Below are 23,206 nucleotides of genomic sequence, written 5' to 3'. Positions count from 1 at the left end.
AAGTGGCCGGGCGTACTGTTCTTATACCCAAAGCAGGTGAACTTCGGGCGCTCAGTATTCAATGCACAACGAATGACATACTTTAAAAGTATTGCGCGTTATGCGTTATGCGTTCAGCATCTGACTACATTCACCAGGTACCCCTGATCAATAATTATACTAATATCTTGTATGAAGATTTTACTGAACATAACCCGTATCATCGTAGGCGTGCTGTTTATTTTTTCCGGACTTGTGAAGGCCAATGACCCCCTTGGGCTTAGTTATAAGATGCAGGAGTTTTTTGAGGTGTGGGGCTGGAGCTTTCTCGATAATTATACCCTGACCTTTTCGGTGCTTATGATCGCATTCGAGATCATTGCCGGGGTAGCCGTGCTGGTTGGCTGGCAAATGCGCCTGTTCAGCTGGCTGCTGTTGCTGCTGATCGTGTTCTTTACCTTTCTTACCGGTTACGCCCTGTTCAGCGGAAAGATCCGCGAATGCGGTTGCTTTGGCGACTGTATCCCGCTCACCGCCGATCAGTCGTTCATGAAAGACCTGCTGTTGCTGGTGCTTATCGGCATTATCTTCTGGCAGCGGAATAAGATCAAGCCTTCTTTGAATGTCACTTACAGCCTGGCAACGCTTTTCTTTGCCACTATATTCTCATTCGCTTTTCAATGGTTCGTGCTGGTGCACCTGCCGGTAAAAGATTGTCTGCCTTATAAGATAGGCAACAATATCCCGGAAAAAATGCAGGCGCCGCCCGGTTCTATTCCCGATAGTACCGTCATTAGTTTTATATATGATAAAGGCGGAAAACAGGTGGAGTTTACAGCCGATAATTTCCCCGCCGATTTTGACGATGCAACCTACAAGTTCGTAAAGCGGTACGATAAACTGGTTCGTAAAGGCAATGCCACACCGGCCATAAAAGATTTTTCGCTGAGAACCTTCTATGGCAACGATACCACGCTGGCCTTAATGAATACAGATGAATACCAGTTGTATCTCTTTTTAAAAGATGGTTATAAAGTAAAGGATGAATGGATAAAACCGCTGGATGCCATAATGCGCCTGGCTGTAAAAAAACATATTAACGGGTATCTGGTAACCAATGTGCCTATTGATAACCTGCGCCAGAACCCGCCCGATGTTTTCTATGCGTTCATTCCGTTGAGTTGCGATCCTGTTGCCATCAAAACCGCAGCGCGCGCCAACCCAACGTTGTTTTTAATTAAAAAAGGAACCATCATCAATAAATGGAGCTATGCCGATCTTGAGCAGGCTGCATTAGTGGTTGGTAACCTGCCCGGGAATGCTAATGGCAATAATGGCAATGAACAATAATGAAACAGTTTCCCTGTGGCCGGGGAAAACGCACGAAGCAGATGAGTGTTCAACTATAATTTTTAAACCGCAATAAAGACCCCGGTATCCGGCAACTGGTAACCGGTACTGAAAAAAAGTCAATACAGTTGATAAAATATTTCACAAAACGGATATTGTACGGCATTCTGGTAATGTTTGGCGTTATTGTGCTGGTGTTTTTATTGTTCCAGGGCTTTGCCGATCCCTCGAGGCTGGTAATGGGCCAGCGGGCAGATGCCTCCACACAGGAGAATATCCGCCGCGAGCTGTACCTCGATCAGCCAAAATGGAAACAGTTTGTGCTGTTCATAAACGACCTTTCGCCCATTGCCATTCATACTGAAAGCGAAATAGAAAAGAAACAACTGAAAGGATTTTTTATAGGCGGCGATATCAACCTGGCTATAAAAGTGCCTTACCTGCGCCGTTCTTACCAGACAAAGAAAAATGTAGGTGAAATTTTGATGGAGGCCCTGCCCGGTACGCTGCTGCTGGCGGTGGCGGCCATGTGCATAGCCGTTGCCCTCGGTATTCCCCTGGGCGTGCTGGCCGCTGTAAAAAAAGATACGTGGATGGATACCACCGCCATCTTTACGAGTGTGCTTGGCATTTCAGCGCCCTCGTTCTTTATGGGCATCGTGATCGCCTACCTGTTTGGTTTTGTATGGAGCCAGTATACCGGTTTACATATGACCGGCAGCTGGCGCGACATGGATGAGATAACCGGAAAACCGTACTGGTCGCTGCAACACCTGTGGCTGCCTGCGATCACATTGGGTATTCGTCCGCTCGCCATCATAACCCAGCTCACGCGCAGCGCCATGCTCGATGTGCTGAACCAGGATTACATCAGAACCGCATATGCCAAAGGGTTATCGAAAAGGGTAGTGGTTTGGAAACATGCATTGCGCAATGCACTGAACCCGGTGATAACCGCTATTACCGGCTGGTTTGCTGAACTGCTGGCAGGTGCGTTTTTTGTAGAATACATTTTTGGCTGGAAGGGGATTGGAAAAGTGACGGTAGATGCGCTGGAGAAGCTCGATTTTCCGGTAGTGATGGGTTCGGTACTGATCACCTCCTTCTTTTTTATACTTGTGAATGTACTGGCCGATGTGTTGTATGCGGTAGTTGATCCGAGAGTGCGGCTGGAATAGGGAAGAGAGGAATACAGCTTAAAGGCTAAAGCGGAAAGCGAATACAGCTGCAAGCTGCAAGCCGTAAGCTGTAAGCGAATACAGGAATACAGTAATACAGCCTAACGCGGAAAGCAAATACAGCTGCAAGCCGTAAGCTGTAAGCGAATACAGGAATACAGCTTAAAGGCTAAAGCGGAAAGCGAATACAGCTGCAAGCCGTAAGCTGTAAGCGAATACAGGAATACAGTAATACAGCCTACAGCTAAAAGCGAATACAGCTGAACGCGAATACAGGAATACAGATTAAAGCAGAATGAGAAAGGCAAACGGAAGGATCTAATTTGTATTTGCTTTAGGCTTTTTACTTACAGCTTTTTCCTAATATTGACGTAAGAATTATTTATGAAAAAAATTACCATAGGGGCGGTTATGCTTGTTGCCATGATCGCCTGTCATAGAAAACACAGTCCGCAAAAAGAGTTTGGAAAAAGCCTTTTCAGGGCCTCTGACCATACTGCCGAGAACCTGTTCACCCGTAACTGCGAAGGCCCTGCGGTTGATAAGGATGGCCGCCTGTTCGTTGTGAACTACCAGAAAGACGGCACCATTGGGTTGGTTCATCCCGATGGCAATGTGGAAGTGTTTTTGACCCTGCCCGGTAAAAGTGTGGGCAACAGCATCCGGTTCAATGCACAGGGCCATATGCTGGTAGCCGATTTTGTAGAGCACAATGTGCTGGAAGTTGATCCCGAAACAAAGGAAGTTAGCGTGTATTGCCACGACGACCGGTTCAACCAGCCCAATGACCTTTGCATCAGCAAAAAAAGCGGTATCGTATATGCCTCTGACCCCAACTGGCAAAAGCAAACCGGGCAAATATGGAAGATCGGCAAGGATAAAAAAGCGGTGTTGCTAAAAGAGAACCTCGGCACCACCAATGGCATTTGTTTAAGTCCCGATGAAAAGATCCTGTATGTAAATGAAAGCATCCAGCGCCGTGTTATGGCCTATGAACTGGACAGCGACGGCAATATAAAAAGCGAAAAAACTTTTGCCACCTTTACCGACTTTGGAATGGATGGTATGAAATGCGACAGCAGGGGCAACCTGTATGTTACGCGTTATGGCAAAGGCACGGTTGCCATCTTCAACGACGGCGGCCGTCAGATCCAGGAAGTGGAGCTGAAAGGAAAAGATGTAAGCAATATCACGTTCGGTGGTAAAGACGACAGAACGTGTTTTGTGACTTTGCAGGACAGAAAATGTATTGAGAAGTTCAGGACCGATATACAGGGCAAATAAGCCGCACTCCGGACGCGAAACGCAGAACGCTAATTCCCGAGCTTCGGGCTATACGCTGTTATTCGGGCGGAACGTATTCGGAGGCAAGCTTTAAGCGTTGCCCGTTAGGCGTTAAGCATGCTTACATTTGAATGAAGTTGGTTGCAACACGCGCAGGCGGGATCTTTTCTTCGCCCAGCATTTCCCGCAGGTCTATTTCAATGGTACGGCTGATGGTGCTGATGGGCACATCATTGGCAGCGCCCTCGAACGGGTTTTCGGTACTTTCACCAATATCTTCCAGGGTTACGAACATCCAGCTAACGATAATGCTGAAAGGAATATTCAGCCAGATGAAACCGGGACCCAGTTTGGCGAATTCGTTCAGCATGCCCAGCGGAATAAGCATCGTAAGGATCGCAAAAAAGAAACGGCTGATGCTGGAGTACTGACGGGGGTAAGGGAAATTCTTGATGCGTTCGCAACCGCCCTGGTGCTCATAAAACTCTTTCAGCAACTGTTGCATTTCGATATACTTCAATTCCGTGATCATTCCCTGCTCATATAATTCCCTGATAGCCGATGATTGAAGTGCCATTATCTGGGTGGCGGCATTCTTTTTCCCTTTTACACTTTGCCATTCCTCAATCGATAGAAATGTGGCGATCTCCTCGTCGATGGTTGTTTCCCATTCAGGTACTTTATATCGCTGACTGTATTCGATGTATTGAGGATTGATGCGGGCATTTTCCCATTGTCTTTTTTCGCGGAGCTGGTAGCGCAGGCTCGTTATCCAGGCAAGGTGGCGGTAAATAATGCGCTGATGAACATCTTTCATTGCATCTGCCTGCGGATGACGGATAAAATCCATCACCATAATGCCAAATGCGCGGCTTGAATTGATTATTCTGCCCCAGATCTGCCGCGCTTCCCAACTGCGGCCGTAGGTGGCGTTGTTACGAAAACCCGCAATCAGCGCCGAAGCCGTACCAATAAGCATGATGGGCGGCCAGGGAATGGTGATCCAGGTGCAGCCGAAAAATGCGTAACAAATTGTTGGTATCACCGCCAGAATAATAAGAACATAAATTTTTCTGCGTGTCCAATAAATAAACTCCGAAATGGTGTATTGTCTGCCCGAATGCATGGTTGGTCAGTTAGCCTGGGTTAAATGATCTTGTTCAGGACAAATTTGCGGCAAAATAACCCACCGGGCAAATTTTTCAATAAATAGTGCGGCGTTGTTGTGAGGGCCGAATCATTGCGAGGCCGCCGAAAGAAATTCTGCCGCAAAACGAATTGTTTTGCATTGGCACATCGATCTTCGCCAAGCAGCGGAAAAAAGTGCTACCCAAATCGTACCGGTTGTTTTACCGGTAATACTTTATCCGCATTACCGGGGCGGCTTTTGTGCTTTTATTACTCAATGTTGTGTATGCATTGACGTATGTGGTTACAACTGATGCGTAACCACGAAGCCGGGAAATGATCGCTGGCTGTATAGAATTTATTAATTATATTACACTTCTTTTACTTAAAAAATCTCATCCGGCAACTTTTAACATGGGTTCTGATTAGTAAAGTTTGGTAACGTTATCAATCACTAACCAAATATTTTACCATGAAAAAGTTGAACCGAAACTCAATTTCCAACATTTTCAAAAAGGGTCTGACGGGTAGCAGTGCTATAACAGGAACGGTAACACGCTTTATCGGTTGCCTATACCTGCTCGCAGCTGTAACCGCTATGCAAACTGCTAATTCCCAAACAGTGCTCACAGGCGGGGATATTGCTTTCGTAGGCTACAACAGCGAAGTGTCAAGTGCAGATGAGTTTGCATTCATGCTGCTGAAAGACGTTTCCGCAGGCACAACCATTACCTTTACCGATCACCTTTGGCTAAGCACGGGCGGTTTTTATATCAATACCCTGTATGGCGCCTGTAATACGGAGGCTTTTTTAAACTGGACGGCCACCTCGGCGTTGCCGCTGGGGACTGTTGTGGTTATTGCCAACCCCGGAGGGGTGAGTCCCAACCCATCGATGGCTACCGCCACTACAGGAACGGTATTTGTAGCCGGGGGCTGCCCCGACTTATCTTTTCCCACCTCGGGCGATGTATTATATGCTTACCAGGGAACAATGCCTGTAGATAATACCGCCACCAATTTTCTTGCAGCGATCAATATGGACGGCGCATGGCTTACCGGCGCATCCCAGTCTACAAGCGCTGGCGCGTTACCCACCAACCTGAGTACTGCGCATGTACTATTGCTTACACCGGAGGTAGACAATGCCGTTTATAGAGGCAATTTAACCGGTACGGCTGCGGCTTTGCGAACAGCCATCAATAATCCTGCAAACTGGGCTACAGACGATGTAACACCATTTGCGTTACCCGCCGATATCGGGCCGCTTCCGGTTACCTGGTATTCGTTCACTGCAGCCAAAAAAGAAAAAACGGTAGGGTTGCAATGGCAAACCGCTACCGAACAGCATAGTGATCATTTTACGGTACAGGCCAGCTACGACGGCAGCAGCTATCGCAATTTAGGCACCATAAAAGCGGCGGGTAACAGTGAAACCATCCAAACCTATAATTTCACTGACGAACATCCTTTTGCGGGTACCAACTATTACCGCATACTACAAGCGGATGTCGATGGCAGTGTCAGGTATAGCAAAACTATTATATTTAATATGGAACATGACGGGCAGGATATTATCATCGGGCATCCATCCCCGAATCCGGCGGGCAGTTACGTGAATATTATATGCGCCAAAGGCGCATGTGAAATAAAGCTCTATAGCGCCGATGGCCGGCAGCTATTGACCCGCAATCTTCCGGAGGCTGGTTCCTATCAGTTACAGTTGCCTCCTCAATACCAGGGAATACTTATTCTTGAAGCATCATTACAGGACGGGCGGCGGCAGCATTTCAGGATCGTAAAAAATTGAAACTATCAGGAATGAATTGCACCCAAAAAACGGGGCTGACCATTTTAGTGAGCCCCGTTTTTTTTACATTCCAGTATACTGCAGGTATTTCAAAACCCGCTAATGATCGAAAAATTCGAATGGCGGCAACCCTTGCCAATTGCCTATTGTTTTATATGCTCCTGCAACAACACCTTATCACCCTCACTCATCCGGTTCTTTACAAACCTTGCCTGGTGCCAGTAAGGATAGATCAGTGGCGGCCTGCTTACTTCATTCAGCCGTTTCAGTTCATCCTGCGTTAAAACTACTTCGCCTGCTTTGATATTATTTTCTATCTGTTCAAGCGAACGGCCACCGATCACAATCGAGCTTACACCGGCGCGGGTGAGTAACCAGGAAATGGCAACCTGCGCGGCAGAAACTTTTTTTTGATTTGCTATTTCTTTCAGCACATCTACAATATTCCAAAGCCTGTCGAAGTCGCGGATGGGCGGTTCGTTCCATCCTTCGGCAAACCGGGTTCCGCCCTGTGTTTGCATTTCCCGGCTGTATTTGCCCGATAATAAGCCGCCGGCCAGCGGGCTCCAGATCAATGCCCCCAAACCCTGGTCAACACCTATAGGCAACAATTCATATTCCGCCTCACGCGATTCAAGTGAATAGTGTATCTGCTGGGTAACAAAACGCTGGTAACCGAATTCCCTGCTGGTGCTAAGCGCTTTCATGGTATGCCAGCCGCTGAAGTTCGAACTGCCTGAATAACGGATCTTCCCCTGCTTTACCAGTGTGTCAAGCGCTTCCAGCATTTCTTCCAGCGGTGTAATGCCGTCCCATTCGTGCATGTAATAGATATCGATCACATCGGTGCCTAAACGTTTCAGGCTTTTCTCACATTCTTTTATCAAATGGTAGCGTGAAAAACCTTCCTCATTGGGGCCGGCGCCAACCGGCATCCTTGCCTTGGTTGAGATCAGTACATTCCCCGGACGTTTGCCATCCAACACCTCGCCAATGATCTCTTCAGAAAGACCGGCCGAGTACATATTGGCCGTGTCAATAACGTTAACCCCATGTTCAATGCAACAATCGATGATGCTGCGTGCCTGTTTGGTATCGGAACTGCCCACCTTTGCAAAATTTCCCGCGCCGCCGAACGTCATGGTACCAAGCGTAATGGTCGAAACTTTCAGCCCTGAATGGCCGAGTGCCCTGTATTCCATAGATGATATTTTTTACCATGCAAAAGTAGGGGATAGTTGGCAGGATGGTTTGGGGGAGTTGTTTACCTTCATTCAATAACTGCGTATATTCGTTACCCAAATTCCAGCCATATGAGCAAAACCACAACCGCCAAAAAGAAACTCTCAGCCGCAGAGCGCGATGAAATACTCGAAACATTAAAAGACAGGTTCGGGAAAAACAAGAACCGTCATAAGGGCATCGACTGGGCCGATGTGCAAAGCAGGCTGGAGGAAAAGGCTGACAAGCTGTGGTCGCTGCGTATTATGGAGGAAACCGGTGGTGAACCGGATGTTGTTGGCTTTGATAAAAAAACGGGTGAATACATTTTCTTCGACTGTGCTGCGGAAACGCCTAAGGGCCGCAGAAGCGTTTGTTACGACAGAGAAGCGCTGGAATCGAGAAAGCAACATAAACCGGCAGACAGCGCCATGGAAATGGCCGCATCGATGGGTATAGAACTATTGGACGAAGAACAATACCGCGCATTGCAAAAGCTGGGCAACTTCGATTCCAAAACCTCGAGTTGGTTAAAAACACCTGAGGCAATTCGCGAGTTGGGCGGCGCCATCTTTGGCGATTACCGGTTTGGGCAGGTATTCATATATCATAACGGCGCCGATTCATATTATGGGGCCAGAGGGTTTCGGGGGACGCTGCGGGTATAGGTCGAAAAGCAATATTTAAAAAGGGGCATATTTCGGGGCGGCACACTAAAAGTGGGCAGTGCCTGAACCTGCGGGTTGTTAACCGGTGAACAAAAATGCCCGGCTACTTCCTGTTCTTTCTGTCCCGCTTCCAGAGTTTATTGGCTTTTCCAATGGTGGCTACTTTTTCACTGATAGTTTCTGCCAGGCTGCTGTCTATGCGTTGTATATCACCCATTTTAATGCCCCGTTCAACCTGTTGCGGATACAGCAAAATAAAACTGCTGTCGGTAAAATAACTGGTGAGATAATACGAAAGCTTGTCGAGCTGCGATTGATATGATACCTGGCCTTTACGGGAGGAAACGATTATCAGCAGGTCGTTCTTTCGGGCTTCCCGGGTAAAGATCAAAAAATCGTCCCATTGCGAAAATTCCTGGAACGACATCTTTATTTCGGTCTTTTGAGCATGCTGCTGGTCTTTCAGTTCACTAATGGTATCCCTGGCGGCGTAAAAAATAATGCCCAGTCCCGATTCTTTTGCAATAGTGGTCACTTTACGGAACCAGTGCGGGAAACCGGGCTCGAGTTCTGCCTTTAAAGTGATAACCACCAATATTCTTTTTAATGTATTGAAGGGTTGAACGGGTTTGTAAATGAATACCGTTTCGGAGGTATGGCTCAGGATCCGTTCGGCAACAGGCCCGAGGAAATTCTTTTGGCTGGCATCCTGATGCAAACCGATCACCAGGTCGGTAATGTTCTGTTCCTTGATGGTATAAATTATACCGTTGCTGATGTTTATGTCGTACCTGGTTATGGGAATAATTGATTGTTCGGTTGCTGCTGCATGGTGAACCGCATTGTCCATCATCTTTTTTGCCATCGATCTCGTTTTGCTTTCATCAGAATCATCGCTTACGATATTCAGGGCATAAACGGGAATTGTGCTGTTCTTTGGTTTCAGCATCAGCCCGAAGTCGATAAGCTCGGTTACGGTTTCAGGATAGGCCAGGGAAACCAGGATCCTTTCTGTTTGATCATCGCCGGATGATACATTTTCTTCCTGCAGGGCAAGTTTGCGCGATGATTTTTCAACAATGAATGAACTAACGGTGCATGTTACCAGTATCATGATGATGGTTCCGTTCAACACGTCTTCATTCAATAACCTGATGGGTTCGCCTGTTGCAGTTTCACCTGTTATGATATTATAACCTACCAATACGATGGCCAGGGTGGCGCCTACTCTTGCCGTGCTGAGGCCGAAAATCATATTGCGCTCGAGCAACGACAGGCGGAACGTTTTCTGTGTAAGAAAGGCTGCTATGAACTTTGAAAGTATGCCAATGATCGTCATAATGGCGGCTACTTTCAAAGCGCCGAAACCTTTGAACAGCACGCTGAAATCGATCAACATGCCCACACTGATCAAAAAGAACGGAATGAAAAAAGCGTTGCCCACAAATTCGATACGGTTCATCAGCGGAGATGAATGCGGGATGAACCTGTTCAGGGCGAGACCGGCCAGGAAAGCGCCGATAATATGTTCCAGCCCTGCCAGTTCGGCCAGAAAAGCGCCCAGAAAAACCATGGCCAATACGAAAATGTACTGGGCTACCGAATCGTCGAAAGTTTTAAAGAACCAGCGGGCGATCAATGGAAAAACAAAGAAAACAATTGCCCCGAACCCAAGGGAATACAATGCCAGGTTGAACCAGAACGAGGCGGTAATATCGCCTTTTGTCATTCCGATAACCCCGGCCAGCACAAGCAACGCGAGTATATCTGTAATTATAGTTCCACCAATGGTTAAGGTTACCGACCTTATTCTTGAAATTCCATACCGGCTGGCGATCGGGTAGGCCAGCAGGGTATGCGATGCAAACATGCCTGCCAGCAACAGCGAGGTAGGCCAGGAGAATTGTAAGGTATAATATACCACCACGCTGCCCAGGCCCATGGGTATGAAAAACGTAAATAAACCGAACACAAGGCTCTTCATCCGGTTCTTTTTAAACTCCTCCATATCTATTTCCAGCCCCGCGGTAAACATGATATACAACAGCCCCACCGTTCCAAAAAGCACAATACTGCTGTCGCGCAGAAGCAGGTTCAGGCCATACGGACCGATGATCATGCCGGCAAGGATCAACCCGATGATGTGAGGTACCTTTATTTTATTGAATAAGATAGGCGCAAAAAGAATAATAAATAATACCAGGGAGAAAATGATCACCGGATTGCTCAGCGGCAGGCTAACATTTATTTCATTCAGCAAATACATATCAATTCTGAACCCTTTCTTTTTCTAATTGAAGTGAATAAAGAATTCTGCAATCGGGCCTGGTGATCACTCGTTGCCCTTCGAGATGCGTTTTATCGACAAATGTAAGCCTTACCACCATTTTTGTCGATGCAGCAGCATTAGTTTCTTCTTCTGTAAGCTCGATGGTATTGCCGGTATAATTACCTGTATATACCCTGATCAACTGATTGTTCGACATTGCCCTGACGATCAATGTGCTGCTTTCATACGCCATTTGCCATGTTTCCGATTTGGTATCGCCTACAGCAGATCCCGCGCAGGTGGTTTCTGTGCAGGTCATATTTACAAACCAGGTGCCGGTTAAACCGGGGTCTATAATGTGTGTGCTGTCTCTGGCCGTTGTGCTATCGACACGATTTTCTCTTTTCAGCAGTTCTTCTTCTTTTAGTTGCAATGTTTTTTCTTTCAGCAATAGCTGTTGTTCTTTTTCATTGATAGCAATTTCCCGCTTGTGCAGCTCTTCTTCTTTTTTTCTTGAATCACAGGCAAGGGTTAGTAAAACCGGCATTAACAGGATGGGCCATTTCATTTAGCATGTTGGTTTTATTTCTGAAGGCTGGTATTTTCGGTATATCGAAGGTTACGCATACCTTTTGCAGAACAAAATACGGAAATTACAGGAGGATTTACCGGAACCGGCTGCTGGTTCTAATTGACTTCTAATTCCAGGGTCATATATTTTGCAGTAAACCGTCGGCTACAAACGAGGTGGGGTAGTTGGGTTGTGATCGAATTACCGGATAACTACATCCATGATCACGTCTTCGCCCAGCTTTTCATTCACCCTTTTGATAATATTTTCTTTCTGGTAAAGGAGCTCCTGTTTCAGCGGGGCCATGCTGGTAGAAATATATAGTGTTTTACCCTGGATCTGGATTTTTTCGGTGTATTTGGCGATGGTTTTGCCCATAATATCTTCCCACACGTCTTCAATTTGCATTGCCTGCATGTATCCTTTCAACTTGCTGTTTTTGAGAAAATATTTTAATGCGTCGCCTAACGAATATTCACCCATGGTGGTCTATTGTTTCTATTACGAAGGTATGAACTGTTAATGAATAACGGAAGCTTTCTTACTTCTTACATCCTGCTTCTTATGTCATTTCTCCAGTGAAACGATCTGGTACCTAATTCCCAAATTATCGAAGTGCAACTTAATCCGATCTCCATGCGTGTCAGTAATAAACACCTGTCCCAGGTTCTTCACACACACATGATCGAGCAGGTTATGCATGCGGCCGGCATCGAGTTTTTCAAAAACATCGTCGAGCAGGAGCAGGGGTGGAAAGTTTTTTGCCTGTTTAAGGGTGTCGAATTCGGCCAGCTTCATGGCAAACAGCAGGCTTTTTCGTTGTCCCTGCGAGGCCAGCGTCTTGAAGGGCTGGTTGTTCAGCTGGCAATTGATGTCATCGCGGTGAATACCACCGCTGGTGCGTTGCACAATAATGTCTTTCTGCCGCGTGCGTTCTAAAAGCTGTGCAAAAGAGCATTCGTGCAACTGGCTTTCGTAGCTCAAAGCAAGAGGTTCTGTTTGTCCGGCAATCTGGGTGTAAAATGCGGCTACCAGGGGCAGGAACCCTTCGAGAAATTCATATCTTTTACTATATACATAGGCGCCATAGCGGCAGAGCTGGTCATCGTATACATCGAGCAGTTTGTGGTCGGTGATGCGTTTATCGGCCAGGGATTTCAGAAAGCCATTGCGTTGCTGCAATACTTTATTATAATCCATCAGGTGTTGCAGGTAGCTGGCGTCGAGCTGGCAAAGCAGGGCGTCGAGCATCCGGCGGCGTTCTTCGCTGGCGCCGGTGATGATCTGCACATCGTCGGGGGCAATGATCACACAGGGCAGGCGGCCGATATGGGCGGCGAGCTTTTCGTACGGCTCATCGTTGGCGGTAAATTCCTTGCGGCCGGTTTCGCGCAGGATGCAAACCACTTTCAGCGGATCACCCTGCCGGGTAAAATTCCCCTCGATACGAAAACCGTTCGTGTTGTGCAGGATATTCTGACTGTCGCTGCGGGTAAAATAACTTTTGGTAAAACAGCAGTAATAAATGGCATCGAGCAGGTTGGTTTTGCCCACGCCGTTCTGCCCGCAAATGCCTACGATCCTTTCGGTAAAGGGAAAACTGCGGGTTGAATAGTTTTTAAATTGGGTTAGCGATATGTTGTTCAGGGTTAGCAATATTCAGTTATTCAGTTGTTCAGTTGTTCAGTTGTTCAGTTGTTCAGTTGCCATTCGCCGCGCAATATAGTCACTGTTTACCATTCTGCTCGCTCGGGGAACCCGGCAACCGGTACCTGGTAACCATGCTATTGTGTCATTTTTACTGGAATTCGGCCCGAAATTTAGCTTTCAGGCCCATTTTCGTCCCAAACAACTGGCAATCAAATCCTCAATCCGGCTTAAAATATCAATTCCGCATTCCATATTTCCCTTTCTTACCCTATCTTTGCCCCCGCCTTTGCCAGCCTGGTCCGATGAAAGTTGGGGGCGTTGGCAGGGTTAAAACTTCAAATTTTTATACTGTGGCTTCGAAATTCTCCAAAGAAACGTATTTGTACTGGTACGAGTTAATGCTCTTAATCCGTCAATTTGAACTGGCAGCCGAAGAAAAATATAAAATGGAAGGTAAGATCCGTGGCTTTTTCCACGCCTATGTAGGGCAGGAAGCTATTGCCGCCGGAGTTATGACCGCTACCCGCCAGGAAGATCCTTTTGTAACCGCTTACCGCGATCACGGTTTGGCCCTCGCAAAAGGGATGAGCCCTGAAAGCTGTATGGCCGAGCTGTATGGTAAAGCAACGGGTTGCGCCAAAGGTAAAGGTGGCAGCATGCACTTTTTTGGTAAAAAAGAATACTTTTTCGGTGGTCACGGTATCGTAGGCGCCCAGATAGGCACCGGAGCCGGTTTGGCCTTCGCAGAAAAATATAAAGGAACCGATAACTTATCAGTGACTTTCTTTGGCGACGGCGCTGCCCGCCAGGGTATTTTGCACGAAACATTCAATATGGCCATGACCTGGAAATTACCGGCCATATTCATTTGCGAGAACAACAACTACGCCATGGGTACCTCTGTTACACGTACCAGCAACGTACACGATATTTTCAAACTGGCCGATGCATATGAAATGCCCGCCGATTCAGTAGACGGCATGAGTGCCGAAGCAGTTCACGAAGCCATGAGCCGTGCAGTGAAAAGAGCACGCGAAGGCGGTGGACCAACCTTACTCGAGATCAAAACTTACCGCTATAAAGGTCACTCAATTTCTGACCCGCAGAAATACCGTACCAAGGAAGAAGTGGAAGAGTACAAACAACGTGACCCCATTCAACTGGTATTGAACACCATCACGAAGAACAAATACGCTACCAAAGACGAAATTGCAGCGATAGAGAAACGCGTTAACGATAAAGTGGCTGCTGCGGTGAAATTCGCAGAAGAGTCGCCATTCCCGGCTGATGACGAGGTGTTGAAAGACATCGTGATGACGCCCGATTATCCGTTCATCGTTGATTAAACCTCATTTTGCAGTAGTTACTACTGCGAAGCAAACCTGACCTTAGTAAACAACATTGTCCAATTAAAACAATAACATTCATGGCCACTGAAGTAAAACAAGTGCCTGAACAACCGATTGAAAAATCAACCGAAGAGAGAGTGGTGGATTCAGCCCGCGATTTCTGGGGTAAGAACAACAAACTTATTACCTACGCAGTGGTTGGTCTGGTTGTGGTTATCGGCGGTTACTTTGCCTATAACAATTTCTTTAAAGGCCCGGCTGAAGCAAAAGCGGCCGAAGCCATCTGGAAAGCAGAAGATTATTTCAGACAGGATTCTTTCAAACTCGCTTTGAACGGTGATGGAAAGAGCCCCGGTTTTCTGAAAGTGATCTCGGCTCATGGCGGAACAAAAGCCGGTAACCTGGCTAAATTCTATGCCGGCGCCTGCTATATGCAACTGGGCGATTTCAATAACGCCATCAAACAGTTGAAAGATTTCTCAACCGATCAGGTACTATTTGAATTACGCACAGCCGGTTTACTGGGCGATGCGCATGCAGAGTTGGGCAAAAAACAGGAAGCCATAGATTATTATAAGAAAGCCGGTACCATGTTCGATAAGGATGATGCAAATTCTCCTGAATACCTGTTCCGCGCAGCCATGCTGAGCCAGGAACTGGGCAAGAACAAGGAAGCCATCGATCTGTTGCACCAGATAAAGGATAAATATCCTAATAGTCAGCGTGCTTTTGAGGTTGATAAGCACTTAGGAAAGTTAGGAGATCTGAATTAATTGGTTACCTGTTACCAGTTTCCAGGACCCGGGAACTGGATGCCGGCAACCGGAAACTGAATAACATGGCTGAAGTAAGCAATAGTAAGTTATTACAGATAGATACAGGCATTCTAAACACGAATGCCTGTGTTGTTATAGTACGCACCGAATGGAATGCTGCTATAATCGATGAACTTGAAAAAGGCTGTCATACCATCTTTGAACGCGCAGGTGTTAAAGATGTAAAGGTGGTTACCGTTCCCGGCGCTTTTGAAATTCCTTTTGGAATAAAAAGTTACTGGGATGCGAATAAATACAAAGACGACCGTCCGCACGCCTTTATCGCCCTCGGCTGCGTATTACGGGGCGATACCCCGCATTTTGAGTATGTATGCCAGGGGGTAACAACCGGCATCACCCAATTGAACCTGACCTTACCCGTGCCTATTATTTTCGGCATTTTAACGGTAGATAACGATCAGCAGGCGCAGGAGCGCATCGGCGGAAAACATGGCCACAAGGGCGAAGAAGCCGCCATCACTGCGTTGAAAATGATCGCACTTTCACAGTCGTTTAAAAATCATTTATAGATTTGCAGGGTGAATGCTTTGCCCGCCGGCACAGCGTTCACCCTGTTTTCATTTAAAAGGGGATTTGCCATGAAGGTTCAATTATTTATTCCCTGCTTCGTAGACCAGTTGTTTCCCAACACGGCCTTCAATATGGTTAAAGTGCTGGAAAAAGCAGGGTGCACCGTAACTTACAATACCAATCAAACCTGTTGCGGACAACCCGCTTTCAATGCCGGGTTCTGGGACGATGCCCGCGAAGTTTGCTCCAAATTCATAAAGGATTTCAGCGGTACAGGCACCGATTATGTGGTTGCCCCCAGCGCTTCCTGTGTAGGTTTTGTAAGAAATTATTACTCCACGTTATTTGAGAATACCCAACAGATCCTGGAGGTAAATAAACTGAAAGAAAGAACGTTCGAGTTTACCGATTTCCTGGTAAATGTGCTGAAGATAGAGAACGTGGGCGCCAGTTTATATACCAAAGCAACTTATCACGATTCGTGCGCCGGTTTACGCGAATGCAAGATCAAACAGGAGCCGCGGAAATTATTGAGCAATGTAAGGGGGCTGGAACTGATAGAAATGAACGATGTAGAGACCTGCTGCGGTTTTGGCGGCACCTTTGCGGTAAAGTTCGACCCTATTTCTATTGGGATGGCCGATCAGAAAAGCATCAATGCAAAGAATACCGGGGCTGAATGTATTATATCAACCGACTTGTCGTGTCTGATGCATATCGACGGGCATATCCGTAAAAAAGGGATGGATTTGCAAACGATGCATATTGCTGATGTACTGGCGAGCGGGTGGTAAATTAGTTTATGGTTTATAGTTTTTGGTTTATAGTTCTTTTGTTCGGGGCTCGCAATTAATTGCTGACCTCATTCATTGCGAAAGATGTATTTGCTTTCGGCTTGCAGCTTGCAGCGTGTAGCTTGCAGCGGCTACTTAAAAACACTATCGCAGCTTAATTAATTAAAAAGTTTATTATATGGGTATTGCCGATCGTTTATTTCAACAACGGAAAGAAAAAGCAGAAGCTAACCTGAAAGCCGGAAACGACTTTCTGGAAGCCAATAAACAGAAACCCGGTGTGGTGGCACTGGCCAGCGGGTTGCAATATGAAATTATTACCGAAGGCACCGGCGCCAAACCGGGCGCTACCAGCAATGTAACCTGCCATTACCATGGTACACTCATCGATGGTACGGTGTTCGACAGTTCGGTGCGCCGCGGCCAGCCCGCTACCTTCCCGTTAAACCGGGTTATCAAAGGCTGGACGGAAGGTTTACAACTGATGCCCACCGGCAGCAAATGGCGTTTCTTCATTCCTCCGCACCTTGGCTATGGCGAGCAACAGGTAAGTGCGCAAATAGGCCCTAACAGCACACTGGTGTTCGAGGTGGAGTTGTTGAGTATCGGATAAGAACGTTATATAACATATTGAAGCCACGGTTCTCTGGGGAGGATGGTGGCTTTTTTGTTTTATAGATGCAACAGGATCGTAATGTGTGGCCGGTGTTTGCCAACCATGATAGTTTATAATCTCCGTATCTTTACCCCTCAAGCGCATCCTTATGTCCCAGCTCATTACCTACGAAAAGTTTTTCAATTCCGATCAGGCGCAGCCGGTTTTGGCCGTACTTAAAGAACATACAATTCCGCATGAGTTTGCTGCAATTAAACAGGTCGTTGACCAGGTAATTGCCGGGGGCGGGCCCGGTTACCAGTTTGAAGTGAGAATACCCGCGGGTCAATTTGTAAAAGCTAACCGGCTCTTGCGCGAAAGTATCCAGGTCAACCTCGGGGAAGTAGACCCGGATTATTATCTTTTCAGCTTTGAGGATTTTGAGTTGATAGAAATTCTTCGCATGCCGGATGAATGGGGACGGCTCGATTTTGCGATTGCGCGGAAAATACTTGAAAGCCGTGGTATTGTGTATACGAACGATGAACTGGATGCGCTTTGGAAAAATAGAATAGAAGTATTGGCCAGGCCTGAACATGAAGGGGCTGGCTGGGTTTTCGCCGGTCGTTTTTTTGCTATTATGGGTGGCTTCTTTGGCGTTTTAATAGGATTGGTATTGTTACAATCTACCAAAACGTTGCCTGATGGCCGTAAAGTTTATACTTACGATGAACAAACCAGGAAAAAGGGAAAAACGATCCTGATCGTATCTCTGATCGTTTTTGCAGTGTGTCTTTTCTTCGGTCTGTCGAGTGGGTATGTGTTTGTAACAGATCTTACACAGTTACCGCAACCACAATGTGAACCGGGATGTTTTGGGTGCTAAAAAAACACCGCCAGTTTCATCCGTGCAAAGAACGGCGTTCCGGGTGTAAAGTGGATCTCTGATACGGGGTCGGGTTCGTCTTTCAACCTCGATTCGGTATCGAACTGCGTTTCATTCCATTTTACATTGAACAGGTTTTCTATGGCCAGTCCAACCTCGTATTTCTTCTTTGTATAATTTATTGAAAGATCCGTTATGGTATATCCTTTGGCTATAACCGACTTGTCTTCATTCGCCGCGCGGTCGTGCATATACCGGTAGCGCACACTGCCGTTCAATCCATTCTTTAACTGCCAGTTCAATCCGCCGGTACTGGTAAGCGTTGGCGCCAGCGGAATATAATTTTCTCCTTTCGTGTCTTCCACACTGCGGGGTTTTGCAAGGTTCAGGTTGGCATCGGCAAACAGCCAGTTGTTGAACTGGTACCGCGCCGATACATCGATACCGATGCGCCGTGTTTTTCCGCTGGGCTCTACCACACCTTCATCGCCTACATATACAAACTCCTGCTGCAGGTACAAATACCATGCGGCCACATTCACCAGCAAATTGCGGGTTGGTTTTAACAACACGCCAAGGTCGGCGCCATAGGCGGCAGGCAGAATGTCGTAACCCCGGTTGAACACAACTACCCGCGCATCGTTCGAATGAAACCCTTTTCCCGTTTTCAGGTACAACTGCGTTTTTGTATCGACAGTGTATTGTATGTTCACCTTGGGGCTTACGATCACTTTCGACTGATCGGGGGATTGACCGGCATTGAGCTTATCGTTATAATGAAAATGAAAATAATCGAGCCGTGCGCCTACATTGAACCGCCAACTGTTCTTTTCTATGCTTTCATCTGCATAAACAAAAGCATTCGTTTCGCGAATATCTCCCAGCTGGGAATATTCAAGCACGGTATTGCGGTTGATGGTATGCGATAATTCGGTATTGCGGGTTTGGTCGAGGCGAAAACCGGCGCCGTATAATGATTGGAGTTTCCAGGTGCCGATATTGGTTTCGTTCGACAATTTGGAATGATACCCATAAATATTTCTTCCTTCCCGCTGGCGGATCTGATCGCCATTTACCGGATCGTTCAAAAAGAAAGTAAAATTGGAATGCAGGTTGAAATTGTAATTGGAATAATACGCCTGGTTCTCCCAGGTGGTATTGGGCGATAAATAACTGGTAAGTTGTGCGCTGGCATTGGTGCGGTTGGTATAACCGCCCTCGGTATTGTCGATATAACCAAACCGGCCGATCAGTCCGCTTTTTACGGCGCGGTCGGGCACTTGTCCCGACGCATCCCAGTCACTGTTCAATGTGGAGGCAAAGAGCGTGAGTTTGTTTGAATTGCCCAGGTGCGTGTTCAGCTTACCGAATATATTGAACCGGTTGAAATGTTGTGCTGACTGAAACGGACCGTCGGAGTACAGGAATTCACCGGCTACATATGCATTCGTTCCTTTTTGTTTCTGCTTATCGCTCAACAGGTCGATCATCGCCACCGCGCGCATGGTATTGAACTGACCGCCTTCAAGCTTTACCGTGCTTTTATCAAGACTGTTCACCGTGTTCATGCTTACATAGCCGGCGGTTCCAAGGTTGCCAAATTGGGTGTAATAGGGCCCCTTGCCATAGTCAACGTTGCCGGTGAGTTCGGGAATAAGAAAATGCAGATCGGCATACCCCTGTCCGTGCGCGTGAGACACCATATTTACCGGTAACCCGTCAACCGTTACATTGATATCGGTTCCATGGTCTATATCGAAACCGCGCAGGAAGATCTGTTCGGCCTTTCCGCCGCCCTGGTGCTGACCAATGAACAAACCGGGCACTGTGCGCAGGATATCCTGTGCAGACCGAACGGGTTGCAGGTTCAGATCGATCTTGCTGATCGTGTGAAATGAAGCGGCTGTCGATTGCGGCATTATCACCACTTCCTGTAAGTTCACCGGCCCTTTATCCATTTCAACCACAATTGACGATTCTCCGGCCGTTTGTATTTCCCTGGTGGCAAAACCAATATATGAGATTATAAGCGCGGCATTGTTATCTGCGGCGTTTTTATTCAATGTAAAGAAACCCTGTTTATTGGTAACAACCCCTGCTGTGGTATTACTCCAGCGTACATACGCCAGCTCCAGCGGTTGCCGGCTGTTTTTGTCAATAACGTAACCCCGTACAGCGCTTTGGCTCCAGGCCATTGTTGCCAGCAAACAGATGAAAGCAGTTATAAAAATCTTTTTCATGATCAGTTACAGGGTTTTTAGTGATTCGTCTATTTTGCCGCTCATCACCGGTCCTAATTCATATGCACTTTCTTTCGCGGCCTGTAAATATTTCCGGGCTTCCTTTTTTTCGCCACCGGCCTGGTATATTTTGCCTGTATAGAACAGGGCGTCGGGTTCAAAACATTTGCCTGCAACATGCCGCCGCACTATTTCCATCGCTTTTGATACCTCTGCGTTCCGGCAATACGCCCAGGCCAGCCAGCTGTATGCTTCGGGTGTGGGCCTGTGCGCTACCTCTTCCTGCGCTATCTGCAAACACCGCGCGGGATCGTTCAGTTCCCCGGCCGCGATGCCGAAAAGATATTTGTTATACATCCCTCCGTAAAGCGGGTTTTCCGCAGCCGCTAAAAATGCGGTCAAATGCCGTTTATATCCAACGCTGTCCTGTTCCCCGGCTGCGAGCTGCGAAAGTAATAATTCATAATCAGGAACGGGATGCCGCTGCTGTAAATATGCCACAATTTTGCGGGCGTTCGCCACATCTTTATCGTGCGAAAAAGCCAGCCAGGCAATTCCTTTCAATGCATGGTAATAATGCCTGTCGGTAGCCAGCACTTCCAGATAGCATTTGTACGATTCGCGGTAACGGTTGGCGTGGCCGTAGAAATCGCCGAGGTTCGATTTGATCCAGCAATAAAGCGCCGGGTTGGCATTGTCTTTTATCTTATCATATGCTTTTTCCATAAGAACGATCGCCGCATCCAGGTCGCCGTCCACATGATCTTTAAATTTTGCTTCACGGATCAGGTATTCGAAACTGTTCTTGTCGGCCAGGCTGTTTAATGCCCTTCGTGCACGGTCTTTGTCGCCGAGTTCCATCGATACGTCAAATTCCATCAGCACGGTCAGGTATTTATCATCGCCTAAAGCAAGCGCCGAATCAATGTATTGTTTTGCCTGCAAAAAGCGGTGTTGGGTAATGCAATTGGCAGCCAGTGAGCGAAAGGTGCCCGAACTGGTGGTGTGGTTGAGTGTGTTCACCTGCCGGTAAAGGCTGTCGGCCAGGTGTATTTCTGTAATGTTGCCGGTATAGGCAAACCGTTTTGCGTACAGGGAGGCAATTTTTGATTCCGCAATGATATCGCCCGGCGGCCTGTTTTGCCAGAACGTAAGCTCTTCTTCAATTTGCTGTAACCGGGTGTTGGGCGATGGTTGCAGATAGGCGGCATAGTCGGTGGCATTGGTTACAGGTTCGTCTTTACAGGAAGCGAATACGATCAGCAGTGTGTAATATAATATTTTTTTCATGTCATGTGGTGTTGGTGGAAGCGATGCAGGAAGTATGAAGTAAGAAGTCAGAGTAAGAAAACCCAGGATATTGCCGGTCTCGAACTTCTTACTTCATGTTCCTGTAATGCTAATGTGGGGTTGCCAGGTAAGGGAATGAACTCAGAAACGCTTTGTCATTTGCACTTACCTTATCGCTGGTTAAACCGGGGTTGGAGGCGCCGGTTGGTCCGCCAAAGATCAGCGTAAGCTCAACGTCAATTACGTCATCAGCGAGTGCGCGGCCCGTAAGTACATTGGTGCCATCGTAAAACGTAGTGGGCGCGGTGGTGGATGCATTCAGTACATCGGTTACCAGCACATTGGTGAACTGATCGGCGTTTAAGCCCAGCAGGTTGGTGGTATAACCGGGGTTCAGCGCCAACAGTGTTGATTTGAATTTGCTGGCAAATGCCCCATTCATCATGGAAGGCGTCGTGGTATTGAACATATCCTTGTCGGCGGCAGATACGAATACCGTATTGATTGCGGGACGCGCCATCTGGTCCTGCGTTTGATAATAAGTTTTTTCTTTATCATCGTCTTTGTTGCAGGCGGAGAAAGTTAGTAAACCGGCCGCGATCAATAAATAGCTATATAGTTTCATAAATTTTTTGTTGATTTTTTGTAAGAATGAGTTACTCATAACTGAACTGAACAACTGAATAACTGAATAACTAGACTTTTTTCTTTGTTTCCACCCAAACGTTCAGCTTGCCATTCTTTGCATTAAGCATCGTTTTCGGAACTTCTACAACGAAACTTAACACATTGGTGCCGGCGAATGCATCGGTACCCGGGTTGTTGAAACTGGTAGCGGTTCCTGCAATGATCTTTTTATACTGGTTCAGGTCAAAAAAGAATGGATCGTCGCGCGGGCCGGCAAATACTTTCATTCCGCTACCGGTGCCTATATTGGCAGCAGAGCCATAAGGTGTAACGGACACTTCGGCGGTAACCTTGCCTTCAAGCTGACTGCGGTTGCCCGTTTCTGATGGTTTTACCGGGCCATAAACTCTCATCATGCCATTGTTGTAAATACCCTGTATCACCAGATCTTCTATATTGTCTTCGTTGTTGTCGATGTTGAATTCAATAAGGGTGTTGGCATCCCATTGGGCTGCCCCGGTAGCTGAAGGGGCAAGCAATCCCTGCGTATTGGCAACAAATACCAGGTTGTTTACATCCTGTCCCCTGAATACATACACATCGGTAATGTCGGTTGACCGGTTGGTGACAGCGGGAGCGTCAATATGGTCTGCAGCATATACCAGACCAGCCGTTGTAATACCTGCCGCCGCCAGAACAGTGAGCAGCATTTTCTTCTTTTTCATGATTGAACATTTAAATTAAAAAAGTGGTAATGATTCATTTTATTTACGGGGGCGTGAACCTGTTGGATTTTTATTAGTATAATATTTTTATAAAACGGTTATTCGGTTATTTACCAGCGTAAGCACGAAGAATGTTTGCAATCTGTTTCATAAAACAAATTGATAATGATGAGCAGGAAAATAAAAAAGCAGGATAGAGTAGAGAAGGGCAAAAAAAGCAGGGAGAAGTGAGACGAGGGCGTTATA

At 46.9% G+C, this 23,206-nt stretch carries 21 protein-coding genes; 11 read left to right on the top strand and 10 right to left on the bottom strand.

The genetic code is table 11. The features are described from left to right. The first annotated feature begins 171 nt into the window (after positions 1-171). The 3 genes from A4R26_RS09505 (at position 172) to A4R26_RS09495 (ending at position 3,791) form a co-directional block, all read left to right on the top strand. A complete protein-coding gene (locus A4R26_RS09505; RefSeq protein ID WP_081163547.1) occupies positions 172-1,329 on the top strand; it encodes a BT_3928 family protein in 1,158 nt (385 codons plus the stop codon). A 128-nt stretch (positions 1,330-1,457) separates the two neighbouring features. Further along, positions 1,458-2,507 (top strand): ABC transporter permease, encoded by a 1,050-nt coding sequence (locus A4R26_RS09500; RefSeq protein WP_081163546.1) that lies wholly within the window; start codon positions 1,458-1,460, stop codon positions 2,505-2,507. Between the two features lie 384 nt (positions 2,508-2,891). Beyond that, entirely contained in the window at positions 2,892-3,791 is a 900-nt protein-coding gene (locus A4R26_RS09495) for an SMP-30/gluconolactonase/LRE family protein (RefSeq protein WP_081163545.1), read from the top strand. A gap of 121 nt (positions 3,792-3,912) precedes the next feature. Here the strand turns inward: A4R26_RS09495 and A4R26_RS09490 are convergent, their stop codons facing one another. Then, complete coding sequence (locus tag A4R26_RS09490) at positions 3,913-4,917, bottom strand: bestrophin family protein (RefSeq protein ID WP_081163544.1); 1,005 nt, start codon at positions 4,915-4,917, stop codon at positions 3,913-3,915. Positions 4,918-5,391: 474 nt separating this feature from the next. Here A4R26_RS09490 and A4R26_RS09485 point away from each other — a divergent pair, with 474 nt between their 5' ends. Next, the gene (locus A4R26_RS09485; RefSeq protein WP_081163543.1) at positions 5,392-6,729 is read left to right on the top strand and encodes a hypothetical protein; all 1,338 of its coding nucleotides are present in this window, start codon (positions 5,392-5,394) and stop codon (positions 6,727-6,729) included. 143 nt (positions 6,730-6,872) lie between these two features. On the opposite strand, the gene A4R26_RS09480 is transcribed toward A4R26_RS09485, so the two are convergent. Beyond that, the gene (locus A4R26_RS09480) at positions 6,873-7,931 is read right to left on the bottom strand and encodes an aldo/keto reductase (protein ID WP_081163542.1); all 1,059 of its coding nucleotides are present in this window, start codon (positions 7,929-7,931) and stop codon (positions 6,873-6,875) included. A gap of 111 nt (positions 7,932-8,042) precedes the next feature. On the opposite strand from A4R26_RS09480, the gene A4R26_RS09475 reads away from it, so the two are divergent. Continuing rightward, positions 8,043-8,618 carry a DUF4256 domain-containing protein gene (locus A4R26_RS09475; RefSeq protein ID WP_081163541.1) on the top strand — a complete coding sequence of 192 codons (576 nt, stop codon included), beginning with the start codon at positions 8,043-8,045 and terminating at the stop codon, positions 8,616-8,618. Between the two features lie 103 nt (positions 8,619-8,721). Here A4R26_RS09475 and A4R26_RS09470 read toward each other — a convergent pair whose 3' ends face one another. The 4 genes from A4R26_RS09470 to recF form a co-directional block, all read right to left on the bottom strand. Then, complete coding sequence (locus tag A4R26_RS09470; RefSeq protein WP_081163540.1) at positions 8,722-10,884, bottom strand: cation:proton antiporter; 2,163 nt, start codon at positions 10,882-10,884, stop codon at positions 8,722-8,724. Between the two features lies 1 nt (position 10,885). Then, entirely contained in the window at positions 10,886-11,455 is a 570-nt protein-coding gene (locus A4R26_RS09465; protein ID WP_081163539.1) for a hypothetical protein, read from the bottom strand. Positions 11,456-11,659: 204 nt separating this feature from the next. Then, on the bottom strand, positions 11,660-11,941 hold the full coding sequence (locus tag A4R26_RS09460) for a DciA family protein (protein WP_081163538.1): 282 nt from the start codon (positions 11,939-11,941) through the stop codon (positions 11,660-11,662). Positions 11,942-12,025: 84 nt separating this feature from the next. Beyond that, on the bottom strand, positions 12,026-13,114 hold the full coding sequence (recF, locus tag A4R26_RS09455) for a DNA replication/repair protein RecF (RefSeq protein WP_081163537.1): 1,089 nt from the start codon (positions 13,112-13,114) through the stop codon (positions 12,026-12,028). A gap of 344 nt (positions 13,115-13,458) precedes the next feature. Here recF and pdhA point away from each other — a divergent pair, with 344 nt between their 5' ends. From pdhA to A4R26_RS09425, 6 genes are all read left to right on the top strand, one after another. Then, complete coding sequence (pdhA, locus tag A4R26_RS09450; RefSeq protein WP_081163636.1) at positions 13,459-14,454, top strand: pyruvate dehydrogenase (acetyl-transferring) E1 component subunit alpha; 996 nt, start codon at positions 13,459-13,461, stop codon at positions 14,452-14,454. An 80-nt stretch (positions 14,455-14,534) separates the two neighbouring features. After that, a complete protein-coding gene (locus A4R26_RS09445) occupies positions 14,535-15,230 on the top strand; it encodes a tetratricopeptide repeat protein (RefSeq protein WP_081163536.1) in 696 nt (231 codons plus the stop codon). A 65-nt stretch (positions 15,231-15,295) separates the two neighbouring features. After that, positions 15,296-15,802, top strand: a complete 507-nt coding sequence (gene ribH, locus A4R26_RS09440) for a 6,7-dimethyl-8-ribityllumazine synthase (protein ID WP_081163535.1) — start codon at positions 15,296-15,298, stop codon at positions 15,800-15,802. 69 nt (positions 15,803-15,871) lie between these two features. Continuing rightward, on the top strand, positions 15,872-16,597 hold the full coding sequence (locus tag A4R26_RS09435; protein WP_081163534.1) for a (Fe-S)-binding protein: 726 nt from the start codon (positions 15,872-15,874) through the stop codon (positions 16,595-16,597). 178 nt (positions 16,598-16,775) lie between these two features. Further along, positions 16,776-17,210 (top strand): BamJ family beta-barrel-assembly machinery protein, encoded by a 435-nt coding sequence (gene bamJ / locus A4R26_RS09430; protein ID WP_081163533.1) that lies wholly within the window; start codon positions 16,776-16,778, stop codon positions 17,208-17,210. Positions 17,211-17,361: 151 nt separating this feature from the next. Next, the gene (locus tag A4R26_RS09425) at positions 17,362-18,078 is read left to right on the top strand and encodes a putative signal transducing protein (protein ID WP_081163532.1); all 717 of its coding nucleotides are present in this window, start codon (positions 17,362-17,364) and stop codon (positions 18,076-18,078) included. On the opposite strand, the gene A4R26_RS09420 is transcribed toward A4R26_RS09425, so the two are convergent. The 4 genes from A4R26_RS09420 to A4R26_RS35810 form a co-directional block, all read right to left on the bottom strand. Further along, positions 18,075-20,318, bottom strand: coding sequence for a TonB-dependent receptor (locus A4R26_RS09420; RefSeq protein ID WP_081163531.1), 2,244 nt, complete (start codon positions 20,316-20,318; stop codon positions 18,075-18,077). The two genes, A4R26_RS09425 and A4R26_RS09420, sit on opposite strands and share 4 nt — an antisense overlap. A gap of 6 nt (positions 20,319-20,324) precedes the next feature. Next, complete coding sequence (locus A4R26_RS09415; protein ID WP_081163530.1) at positions 20,325-21,608, bottom strand: tetratricopeptide repeat protein; 1,284 nt, start codon at positions 21,606-21,608, stop codon at positions 20,325-20,327. A 109-nt stretch (positions 21,609-21,717) separates the two neighbouring features. After that, positions 21,718-22,233 carry a DUF4331 family protein gene (locus A4R26_RS35815; RefSeq protein WP_081163529.1) on the bottom strand — a complete coding sequence of 172 codons (516 nt, stop codon included), beginning with the start codon at positions 22,231-22,233 and terminating at the stop codon, positions 21,718-21,720. Positions 22,234-22,303: 70 nt separating this feature from the next. Then, complete coding sequence (locus tag A4R26_RS35810) at positions 22,304-22,960, bottom strand: DUF4331 family protein (protein ID WP_081163528.1); 657 nt, start codon at positions 22,958-22,960, stop codon at positions 22,304-22,306. Between the last annotated feature and the right edge of the window lie 246 nt (positions 22,961-23,206).

The organism is Niastella populi, assembly GCF_002078015.1.
Taxonomy (GTDB): domain Bacteria; phylum Bacteroidota; class Bacteroidia; order Chitinophagales; family Chitinophagaceae; genus Niastella; species Niastella populi.
This window is presented reverse-complemented; position numbering and strand designations above follow the sequence as displayed.